We start from the raw sequence: 11,905 nt of genomic DNA, 5'->3' as shown, positions 1-11,905 counted from the left end.
TCGTTGGTTTGATTGACGAAAATCGCGGCAGAATTGATTTCTACTCCTCGCTTCATTGAGTATGAACGTCGTGAGGGGTAACTCCAATTCAGCACTTGATGGTTAGGAAACTCAATATGATCTAACCATCAAGATTAGGCTGCATGAGGTAGACGATGAGTAATGAAATGAGAACGAGTGGTCGCGAAGCGCATACGAACTGTCACTTTCGGCTTACTTTTTGTGCCAAAAATAACCACTTCCCATTTTTGAATAGATCTACCCTACATTACGTTCTAATTGGCCTCATCAGGGCCAGCGAACGCTGATGATGAATGAGTTCTGAGGTCGATAAACCCCGGTGGTAAGTGTTAAATACCAGGCGACCACCGCATAAGATGCACGCGTAGGGATCGATATTCGTGAATTCTTTCATCAAGGCCGCAAAACTCAATGTCAGTGCAGGCTCCACGTCCATTTCTAACGCTTTGTAAACCAACGGTAACTGCTCTCCTCGTCGACGATTCGACAAGAATCCATAGTAACGGAGCATTCGAAAATGCTTCTCGGGGATATGATCGTTGATACGCAGGATCATCGATTCCTGCGTCAGCGTGTCTGTCTCATACTGTTTGGTTCGATGGTTCAAAAATACAAACGTAATATCTTTTCCATCGTAATGTTTAAGCCGCGATGCGGCTATCGGTGGTCGTTTTAGATAGCGCCCCAGGTAGTTCACGGTTTGCTTTCCGTGTTTGGTTTTCTTCGCAAAAAACACTCGCCAGTAGCGGTTATAAAGCGGGTCTAAATACCGACTCCATTCCTGATAATCACGAATTTGATTGACCATCGCCTCTGGTAATAGCAACTGACTGTATTGCTGGCGTAATAAGGTCAGGATCTTGGTTCTCCAGCTTTTCGTTAAAATAGATGGGCTTCCACTTGTCACTTTTTATGCATAATCCGCCACGGGTGACCGATAAATCGATGTGGGTATTCCATGTCAGCTGGCGACCAAAGGTATGAAGAGCGCTGAACATTCCAACATCGATGTTTTTTTGTTTTGCCCAATGGAGTAATACGTCGCTGGCACAACGAAAGAGATGCTCAAGTAAATGACGGTTGGATTTGAAGATTGGCCACAGAATGTCGGGCATGGTGAACGTGATATGTTGCCATTCGCAGTCGGGTAATATGGATTGTTGTTTTGCTATCCATTGATTGGTGCTTTTCACTCCGCAAGAATTGCAGGCGCGACTTTTACAGGTGTTGCCCAGTGTTTTCGTGTGCAAATAGCGGCCATTGCTGCAGGTGTAAGTACGACTCCCCATGACCAGCGTGCCACACGCTAACATCTTCGTGACGTTTTCCATGACGACATCCCGGATGTCGATATAGCGTTGAGTGATGTGGTACCAGGCTTTGTTTCTTAGGTAGAGTAGTTTTAGGGGCGAGGAGTGTACATAGTGAAGGATTATAGCGCTCACTATTCTTTATGGGAATGATGAGCTTACAGCGTGACTGCTGACACCGTAGGTGTCCTATCTTGGTTCCCAGTACGTCGTTCAAGACGCTTAAACTGTGTTATTACCAAACGCACCCCAATGCCCATAATTTAAAAACCTAATACATTGACACTAGAAATACATCTAAAAAGTAGTTTTATATCATCCAAAATTTAGGTTTTTTTATCTAAAAAAATAGCTCTAATATATCCAGAATCATTGAGTAGGTTAATGACGAAGAGTTGTGTAGAAGATAAGAATGATTATTTTTGTATCACCTTCGTTCGCAATTGCGCAGTCAACAATGAAGAGGTAATTAACCGTGCAGCCAGCAAACTGCCCTCATAGCCTACAATGATGTATCAAGCCACTATACTTAGCGAATATCTAAAACATACGGTTATTCAGGTGAACAATACTGTCACTGAAAGGGGGATTGGATGAACATAATCAAACGACAGAAGATAAACAGCGCACATCACTGGATTTTATCGGTAGGAATATGTGCAACAACACTAAGTAGCACAGTGTTTGCTGAAGATTTTACAGCAGTACATTGTAATTCAATGAAAAAAGTAACACTGCCAAATGTTACGATATCACATACAGAACGGGTTACAGCCGGAAAATCAGGCGAAGACCCAATGCGTGAATTAACAGGGGCAAGTGGTGCCAATCATGACTTGCCTACACATTGCCTTGTCAAAGGCACCATCGGTGCGAGAACCGGGAGTGATGGCAAACCTTACGGTATTCAGTTTGAACTGCGTATGCCTGATAACTGGCAAAATCGTTTTATGTTTCAAGGTGGGGGCGGAACAGATGGTTTTCTCGCACAGGCTATTGGCAGTATCCCGAGCAGTGGATCATCAGCACCACCGTCACTAGCCCGGGGTTATGCCGTTGTCTCAATGGATGGTGGCCATCAAGGACTGGATCTCAGTTTTGCTGCTGACCAACAGGCACGTCTAGACTTTGCCTATTCCGCTGTAGGCAAGGTGACAGATCAGGCCAAGTACTTGATATCTAAATATTACGATGAACCAAGTCGCCATTCTTATTTTATGGGATGTTCAAACGGTGGAAGAGAAGCTATGATTGCTGCACAGCGCTATCCCACTGAATTTGATGGCGTGGTTGCTGGGAATGCCGGTTTTCATCTAACCCGAGCAGCTGTGGCAGAAGCATGGGATACTCAGGTGTTGCTCAGCATTGCCCCAAAAGATAAACAAGGTAATCCCATTCTTTCTCAGGCGCTGACCAATCATGACCTACATTTGGTTAGTCAGGCTGTTCTGAAACAATGTGATGCTAAAGATGGTATAAAAGACGGCATAATCAACAACTATCCAGAATGTGATTTCAAATTGGATGTATTGCAGTGTAAAAAAGAAGGTGAAACAGACAATTGCTTATCATCCGAAAAAGTTGCTGCCATCGATAAAATATTTAAAGGTGCGCACAATAGTCAGGGCAAAGCGCTTTACAGCAGTTGGCCATATGACGCAGGCATATCTTCCATTGGCTGGCGAGTTTGGAAACTGGGTACATCAACAGATGCAAATAAACCAAACGCGATCAATGCAACGATGGGAGCTAGCGCGCTTGTTAATTATTTTATGACGCCTCCCGCTCCGGATATGAAGGTCACCCAGTTCGATTTCGATGCAGATATTGTGAAAACAAAAGAAACAGGCGCACTGCATGATGCATTATCAACATACATGAATACTTATAGATCTCGTGGCGGTAAAATGTTGATATTCCATGGATTTTCCGATCCGGTATTCTCCGCCAATGACATTATCAACTGGTATCAGCGCCTCCTGCAAAACACAGATCATGGTGATTTTTCACGCCAACAGGAATGGACCCGTCTATTTATGGTTCCAGGTATGACTCACTGTGGAGGTGGCCCTGCATTGGATGATTTTGATCCTTTGCAAGCGATTGAAGACTGGGTTGAACAAAATAAAGCACCAGATTATTTGACTGCATCAGCTAAAGCGTTCCCAGACAAAAAACAGCCGTTGTGTCCATACCCGAAAACTGCCCGATACAACGGTAAAGGAGATCCAAATCAACTCGATTCGTACTCCTGTAAATAAAAAACATCCCTAAAAGGAAATGGGCTGTGCACAACAGTAATGCTTGTGGTATTACCTTATTGAGGGTTTTGACCTCAAAAGCTGCTCTGTTAGTCTGTTTTGGTTTGCTGTCCCTGCTCGATCCTACTCGGCAATAAATCGTAATTGTCGTAATATCAAGCCGGCGATCTCAGGTATTACAGCCTGAGATCGCTTATTTATTGAAATAAGTAGTACTAATATCTGGTTATACCTGTCAAAGATTGATTGATGTTAACCAGAGAGTACGGAATGAGGAAACGCCCATTTCTCACCACATCTTCCCAAGAAAGTGCGTTATAGCGTTGCAATAGCAGATCCAGTGGAGAATGGTCAATTTCCACTTTCTCAAACACTCAGTTTGGCGGATGTATGAGCATCAAAGACCCGCTATGAACTGTGTGCAATCAGCGATCATTGCCGTAGGTGTAAGTACGACGCCCTATGGCAAGCGAGCCACATGCTAACATCTTCATGACGTTTTCCATGATGACATCGAAAACATCGTTATAGCGTTCAGCGATGTGGCACTAAGCTTTGTTTTTTTAGGGAGAGTCGTTTTAGAAGACGAAGTATGTACATGGTGAGGAATTATAGCGCTCACTATTATCTATCAGAATAATGAGCTTGCAACGTAACTGCTGCCGCAGGCAGCCAATCTTGATGGTTAGGAAACTCAATATGATCTAACCATCAAGATAGGCTGCATGAGGTAGACGATGAGTAATGAAATGAGAACGAGTGGTCGCGAAGCGCATACAAACTGTTACTTTCGGCTTACTTTTTGTGCCAAAAATAACCACTTCCCATTTTTGAATAGATCTACCCTACATTACGTTCTAATTGGCCTCATCAGGGCCAGCGAACGCTGATGATGAATGAGTTCTGAGGTCGATAAACCCCGGTGGTAAGTGTTAAATACCAGGCGACCACCGCATAAGATGCACGCGTAGGGATCGATATTCGTGAATTCTTTCATCAAGGCCGCAAAACTCAATGTCAGTGCAGGCTCCACGTCCATTTCTAACGCTTTGTAAACCAACGGTAACTGCTCTCCTCGTCGACGATTCGACAAGAATCCATAGTAACGGAGCATTCGAAAATGCTTCTCGGGGATATGATCGTTGATACGCAGGATCATCGATTCCTGCGTCAGCGTGTCTGTCTCATACTGTTGGTTCGATGGTTCAAAAATACAAACGTAATATCTTTCCATCGTAATGTTTAAGCCGCGATGCGGCTATCGGTGGTCGTTTTAGATAGCGCCCCAGGTAGTTCACGGTTTGCTTTGCGTGTTTGGTTTTCTTCGCAAAAAACACTCGCCAGTAGCGGTTATAAAGCGGGTCTAAATACCAGCTCCATTCCTGATAATCACGAATTTGATTGACCATCGCCTCTGGTAATAGCAACTGACTGTATTGCTGGCGTAATAAGGTCAGGATCTTGGTTTTCCAGCTTTGTGCGACCACCTTTTCGTTAAAATAGATGGGCTTCCACTTGCCACTTTTTATGCATAATCTGCCACGGGTGACCGATAAATGGATGTGGGTATTCCATGTCAGCTGGCGACCAAAGGTATGAAGAGCGCTGAACATTCCAACATCGATGTTTTTTTTGTTTTGCCCAATGGAGTAATACGTCGCTGGCACAACGAAAGAGATGCTCAAGTAAATGACGGTTGGATTTGAAGATTGGCCACAGAATGTCGGGCATGGTGAACGTGATATGTTGCCATTCGCAGTCGGGTAATATGGATTGTTGTTTTGCTATCCATTGGTTGGTGCATTTCACCCCGCAAGAATTGCAGGCGCGACTTTTACAGGTGTTGCCCAGTGTTTTCGTGTGCAAATAGCGGCCATTGCTGCAGGTGTAAGTACGACTCCCCATGACCAGCGTGCCACACGCTAACATCTTCGTGACGTTTTCCATGACGACATCCCGGATGTCGATATAGCGTTGAGTGATGTGGTACCAGGCTTTGTTTCTTAGGTAGAGTAGTTTTAGGGGGCGAGGAGTGTACATAGTGAAGGATTATAGCGCTCACTATTCTTTATGGGAATGATGAGCTTACAGCGTGACTGCTGACACCGTAGGTGTCCTATCTTGAACCACAATTGATTACTTTCGTTGTGGAACTATCACGGGCAATTAAGCTGAACGCTGTGTGGCAGTATCCAAAGTGTTCAGGGTTTGCCTCAAACCGATAGGCTTCTATTGCGCCAGTCCCATTAACATTGTGGCCGTTAACAGGGACTAGCCATTAGTGAGTTATCTTGAAATCGTCTTTATCAATACCGTGCTTTTTCATTTTGTCGTACAGGGTCTTACGCGCGAGCCCGAGTTCTTCCTGAACTTCTTTTAAACGGCCATTATGACGTTTTAACGCATCACAAAGTAACGTAAACTCAAATTGATTGATCCGATCTGTCAAGGTGAGGTTAAGCGGATCATCACTGATTTGACCATTATCATTCAGGCCTGAGGTATCGCCCATTAAGACTAAACGTTCAGCCAGGTTGCGTAACTCCCTCACATTTCCCGGCCAGTCATGTTCCAGCAATTTTTGCTGTTGTTCCAGACTAATCGTTGGCGGCTCGATGCCATAGCGGGTAGAGGCAGAACGGCTAAAGTTCTGAAATAGCAACGGGATGTCATCTTTGCGATCCCGTAAGGGCGGAATGTCAACGCTGACAACATTCAGACGGTAGTAAAGATCTTGGCGAAATTCACCGCGATCGCCCATCAGCCTGAGATCCTGCTTTGTTGCCGCGATAATTCGGATATCAAGATCGATGGCCTGGTTGGTGCCTAACGGTTCAACTTTGCGCTCTTCCAAGACTCGCAATAGTTTTATTTGCAACAGCATTGGCATTGATTCTATTTCGTCCAAAAAAAGCGTACCGCCATCGGCATAAGCAATTTTACCGACTCGCTTTTTCTGAGCGCCGGTAAATGCCCCTGATTCATAACCAAATAACTCGCTTTCAATCATGGTTTCAGGAATAGCACCACAGTTAATGGCGACAAAATGTTTATCCTGGCGAATGCTGTGATCGTGCAAGAAACGTGCGACGAGCTCCTTACCGGTTCCTGTTTCACCATGGATCATCACGTCTGCTGGCGTGTCCTTAATGTGCGTCAGGATCCTTCTTAATTGTTTGATTTTCGGGTTATTACCGAGAATACGAGGGCCAGGTCCACTTTGTGCTTCCAGTTCTCGTCTTAATTCGCGATTTTCCAGCACCAATTCGCGTTTATCGCCAGCTCGTTTAACAACATCGAGTAAGTTTTCTGTTGAGAAAGGCTTTTCCAGAAAATCATAGGCGCCGTTTCGCATTGCATCGACAGCGGTCGAGATATCACCATGGCCGGTCAGGAGAATGATCGACAGTTCGGGATCGATAGCCAGCGCGCGTTTTAAAAAGGTGATCCCATCGATACCGGGCATATTGATATCGGAGATGATAACGCCGGGAAAGTGGTTCTCCAGCATCTCTAACGCCGGCTTGGCACTGGCAAATAGCGTTACGTCGTAGTCTTCAAGTTCTAATGTCTGCCCCAATGCAACGCGGATTGGCTTCTCATCGTCAATAAAAATTACTTGCTTGTTCATTATGCATCCTCGGTACAGCGGGGCAGGGTAATGACAAATTCTGCGCCACCTGTATTATGATCCTCAATGGTCAGGCTACCGGAGAAGGAATCTATGATCCTTCTTGAAATGGTCAGCCCGAGTCCTAGCCCCTCATTTTTAGTCGTGAAGAAAGGCGTGAAAATCCGTTTTTTCTGATCGTCATCCAGGCCCGTACCATTATCCCAGATCCGTATTTCAACCATATCCCCTAAGGGTTCTAACTGAACTCCAATTTGCGGGGAACGTGAATCGCCAAGGGCTTGAATGGCGTTGTGTAGCAGGTTAACCAGTACCTGTTCAAATTGAACCGCATCAGCGCGAACCAGCAGCTCGGAAGGCAGCTCACCAAGGCGTAAGACCACGCCGTGCTTGATTAATTTATTACGCAGCAGGCTGACGGCCGAGCGGATAGAGTCTGCCGCTACCGTGCGATTATTGTTCTCGGTCGTTTTACGGGCAAAGACTTTGAATCGCGAGATAATGTCTGACACCATCTGGTTCAGGTTGACAATTTCATCAATGTTACTGGCGACGGCCTCATAACGATTTTTTTGCAACAGTTTACGGGTATTTTCCGCGTACGTCCGCATTGCTGCAAGGGGCTGATTAATTTCATGATTGATGCTTGCTGACAGCTCTCCGAGCATCGCTAGCTTGGCCGCTTGTACCAGTTCGCTTTGGGTCTGTTTTAGTTCAGCCTGGCTGCGTTCGTATTGTTCAATGGTATCGCGTAACTGCTGGTTGGTTTCCATCAAATTGCGGGTACGTTCAATTACCAGTATTTCAAGCTTATCATTGAGCTGTGCCAGTTCTTTTTTGGTTGTGAAGGTCTGAAACCAGGACATAACAGCCAGACAAAGCAGCATGTAAAAGGCCGTGAAGACAAACAGTGCCTGGACCACATATTGATAAGCGGTGTTGATTGGGCTGAAGCCATAAATTGTCCATCCCGCCTGTTCCATATTGTGGTTGGCGATCAGAAAGGCTTCGCTCTGATTGATACTGGGGATAGTGATATTACTGATTTCCTGCTGATTAAACTCAGTCAGGCGAGGCAAATCACTCAATGGCTCCAGCTTAGTCTGGCCGTATTGGCGGGAAGAGAAGACCTGTTGCTTTTGTTCGTCGTTAAGCACGACCAGCGAGCGGTATAGCCAACTGTCTTCGGAGCTGTAAAAAATCACGCCGAGTTGATCGGCGATGGCATATTCGATTTGATCGTATTGCCAGATATCTTCAACCAAAGACAGATCAACTTTGATCACCAGCACCCCTATGATCTGCTGGAGTTGGTAAATCGGGGCTGAAAAGTAATAACCGCGCTTATCTGAGTGGGCACCTAAAGCAAAGTATTGACCGAGTTTGCCTGCCATCGGATCTTGAAAATAAGGACGATAAGCATAATTCTGACCGATAAAGCTGCCTTCATTTTGCCAGTTACTGGCCGCCAGCGTATCACCGCTGCGGTTGATCAAATAAATTGTATCGGCATTTAAGCTGTTCGCCCATTCTTGTAGCAGCAAACTGGTTTTCTGGTATTGGTCAACGGCAGGGGCATTAACCATGAGTGCCGATAACAGGCGTGGATCATTGGCTAAGACTTCTGGCAACTTGCTGTATCGAGCTAGCTGCGCATCGAGTTTTTCACCTAGTTGCCTGACATCATTCGTAATTCGCTCTGATAAGTGTTGTTTAACCTGCTGGTAGGTGATGTTGGTGATGAGCGCACCTAGGATCAGGCCGAGAAGAATAATAAGGGTGAGAAATTTGTTCTTTTGCACGGGATCCTTCCGATCATTTTTAGAAGTGAAATTAGCAAACTTCGCAATGCGAAAACACGAGCTGGCTTGCAGAGATTCGATATTTTCCATCTCCGGAAAAAAAATTGTTCAAAAAGACATAAGTGGCGGTGCTGAGTAATTGATACACTCAAACAACTGCAAGATACTTGTTTTTCCAATAAGCAAAGCGCACAATTTCGGTCAATGCCATATCGGTTAATGTTAAATAAGCGGAGATAACAATGGAATTGTCTGATATTCGTCGTGAGTACACGCAAGGTGGGTTACGTCGTCATGATTTACCAGATGAGCCGCTGCCTTTATTTGCCAAATGGTTGAAACAAGCGATTGCTGCAAAAATTGCAGATCCTACCGCGATGACCGTCGCGACTGTGGATGAAAATGGACAGCCTTTCCAGCGTATTGTTTTACTGAAACACTTTGATCACGATGGTTTTGTGTTTTATACCAATCTGGGAAGCCGTAAGGCCCTGCAGCTGAGCCATAATGCTAAGATCAGCTTACATTTCCCATGGCATGCCATTGAACGTCAGGTCCATGTGACGGGAGAAGCGGAAAAGTTGTCGACACTAGAAGTGATCAAATATTTTTCATCGCGTCCTAAAGAAAGTCAAATTGCGGCATGGGCAAGTAAACAGAGTAACCGTATTTCAGCACGCCAGGCGCTGGAAGGGAAGTTTATGGAGCTGAAACAAAAATTTGCTAAGGGCGATGTTCCTGTTCCGACGTTCTGGGGGGGATATCGCGTGAAAATCAATTCGATAGAGTTCTGGCAGGGTGGTGAACACCGCCTTCATGACCGTTTCTTATATTCTAAAGATGCATCAGAGTGGACAATTGAACGATTAGCACCTTAAGCGGCTTTGGTTTGAAAAAAAGGTCTGAAATAAAAAAGTGTAGCTATTTTAAATAGCTACACTTTTTTTATGTTCATAATGTATCGGCGTTCTATTTGAAGAGCTTATTTTATAAGGCGGCTTCATTGGAAGTAACAATGCTTACTCCCTCTGGGTGGCGAACGTTCAGCGCTTTTTCTGCATCTCGAATGGAGTTAATTTCATTACTTGCAGTAATTTCGTATTTAAACGGAATATTAAAGTGCGGATGTACAACGTAAGTAATAGTGAACTGTTTCATATCTTCTGCCAAAGTGATTCTGATACATAACCCGTTCGGTTACGACTAACAACCATGCTTTAATCATGGCCAATTACATTCGCAGCGATTGTATAAATAAACAACGATCGTAAATTTGATCTGAAAAATGATTTTTTGAAGAAACCCTTTCAAAAAGTAAAACTCATTATGCAGAAAAGAAACACAGGCGCTCATTGTTATACCCAAATCACGTCTAGATGCTAGCTGAACTCTTATGTATATGGTGTCCTATTCTTTGAGAATGACCGACAGTTGGCTTTTCAGCATGCTTTCAGGGATATGGGATCCAAAGCCGAGATCTAACGCCAGATCGATGAGCTCTCCCTTCGAATTAGCATTAAACTTTTCGCGCAGGCGAAGTACATAGTTCTCAACGGTTTTAACTGAAACATTCAGTACCTTGGCAATATATTGCGGCTTTTTGCCGTACAGCAATAGAAACAGGACTTCAGATTCACGGGTATTTATCGCGACATTTTGATTATGAAGATCTAAACTAAAAGACGCTTGGCCTCTTTTATTCAGCCCGGCAGCCCTGCAAATCCAATGCCCCACTTCTAAGATGGCCGTATCTTTTAGTTCAACGCCAGAAAAGATAGTGCCAACGACTTTACCTTCCTCACTTTTCCAGGGCGTTTTAGTGAATAAATGTGCACGCCAGCTTCCATCCGAATAAGGATGAATATCAAGTACCCGCATGCGTTGTCCAGATGAGATAACTTGGAAGTCTTGTTCCCGAAAAGATTCGGCACATTCTATGGTAGGGCTTGGCATGTCAAAATCAGTTCTGCCAATACAATCTAAATGATGGTCAACACCAATAATCTTTCCATATTCTTCATTTGCATAAACAAATACAGAGTCTTTATCTTTACATCCCCAACAACCAGGGAGTTGATTAAAAATATGTAGAAGGGATGGATCGACTTTGTCTTTCACTGGTCTCGCCTAACGCTATCGCTCAGATGAATCTGATTGTAGATAATTTAGTAGGCAGGGTAAATGTCACACTACGTGTGTGCCGGATTATTAGACATAATAGTGTATATTGGTAAAAAAAAGGCCGGTCTAAAAGACCGGCAAAGACAAGAGTTTGACTCCGAAGAGCACAATCCTGTACGACGTGTAGAAGAGGTATCCAATTAAGTTTGACGCTTTGATATGAGGGTTTACATCAAAGAAACTTCATTGGCATGTATCCAATGCTGGATACTGCAGACAGTTAACAGTGAAGTGCGTTCCCTGTCTACGAGAGAAACTATAACGAAGCATGCCCTAACAAAGAAGGGGGGAAATCACCTATTGACAATTATTCTTTATTGTGAGGCGTGGCCGCGAAGGTATTCTCCCACCATATACTCTACGTGCTGCTTATGTGTTGTTATTATGAGCCTTACCTTATGTTTTTTAATAAACAAAAATAGAATCAGATTGTGCTCTTTTTTATGCTGATTCTATGATTTGTTATTCGAATAAAAAACAATAGTCATGGGCAATAAACTGAGCGGGAACTGATGAATAGTCGTTGACGCTAATGCGGCTTGAGGAGCCAAGACAATTGGAGGAAACCGTGCCTCGTCATCATTATAAATGATGCTGTCTTGCTATGTGGGCAATGGAAATGCTCCCGAAAACATGATCAAGAGCAGAGCGATGATCAAGTGTCTGCTGCTGGAGTAATAAAATGGCTTGAGAGCCTGG

General features: G+C 44.3%; 6 protein-coding genes and 2 pseudogenes. 2 read left to right on the top strand and 6 right to left on the bottom strand.

Features of this window, described 5'->3' with window-relative positions:
• Nucleotides 1–268: 268 nt before the first annotated feature.
• Nucleotides 269–1,454 (bottom strand): annotated as a pseudogene (locus tag C9I89_RS23060) (IS91 family transposase).
• Nucleotides 1,455–1,924: 470 nt separating this feature from the next.
• Here C9I89_RS23060 and C9I89_RS13950 point away from each other — a divergent pair.
• On the top strand, nt 1,925–3,592 hold the full coding sequence (locus C9I89_RS13950) for a tannase/feruloyl esterase family alpha/beta hydrolase (protein WP_107283945.1): 1,668 nt from the start codon (nt 1,925–1,927) through the stop codon (nt 3,590–3,592).
• An 850-nt stretch (nt 3,593–4,442) separates the two neighbouring features.
• Here the strand turns inward: C9I89_RS13950 and C9I89_RS22970 are convergent.
• The 3 genes and pseudogenes from C9I89_RS22970 to C9I89_RS13935 form a co-directional block, all read right to left on the bottom strand.
• Nucleotides 4,443–5,632: pseudogene (locus C9I89_RS22970) on the bottom strand (IS91 family transposase).
• A gap of 238 nt (nt 5,633–5,870) precedes the next feature.
• A complete protein-coding gene (locus tag C9I89_RS13940) occupies nt 5,871–7,223 on the bottom strand; it encodes a sigma-54-dependent transcriptional regulator (protein WP_107283944.1) in 1,353 nt (450 codons plus the stop codon).
• Nucleotides 7,223–9,025, bottom strand: coding sequence for a sensor histidine kinase (locus C9I89_RS13935; RefSeq protein ID WP_107284007.1), 1,803 nt, complete (start codon nt 9,023–9,025; stop codon nt 7,223–7,225). Before C9I89_RS13935 ends, C9I89_RS13940 begins: the two co-directional genes overlap by 1 nt.
• Nucleotides 9,026–9,267: 242 nt before the next feature.
• On the opposite strand from C9I89_RS13935, the gene pdxH reads away from it, so the two are divergent.
• Complete coding sequence (gene pdxH / locus C9I89_RS13930; protein WP_107283943.1) at nt 9,268–9,903, top strand: pyridoxamine 5'-phosphate oxidase; 636 nt, start codon at nt 9,268–9,270, stop codon at nt 9,901–9,903.
• Nucleotides 9,904–10,012: 109 nt separating this feature from the next.
• On the opposite strand, the gene C9I89_RS13925 is transcribed toward pdxH, so the two are convergent.
• Nucleotides 10,013–10,183: an addiction module component gene (locus C9I89_RS13925; protein ID WP_107283942.1), complete on the bottom strand. Its 171-nt coding sequence runs from the start codon at nt 10,181–10,183 to the stop codon at nt 10,013–10,015.
• Between the two features lie 249 nt (nt 10,184–10,432).
• A complete protein-coding gene (locus C9I89_RS13920) occupies nt 10,433–11,143 on the bottom strand; it encodes a helix-turn-helix transcriptional regulator (protein WP_107283941.1) in 711 nt (236 codons plus the stop codon).
• Nucleotides 11,144–11,905: the final 762 nt, after the last annotated feature.

The organism is Photobacterium lipolyticum, assembly GCF_003026475.1.
Classification (GTDB): Bacteria; Pseudomonadota; Gammaproteobacteria; order Enterobacterales; family Vibrionaceae; genus Photobacterium; species Photobacterium lipolyticum.
The sequence above is the reverse complement of the archived record's forward strand: the minus strand, read 5'-3'. Positions and strand labels throughout refer to the sequence as shown.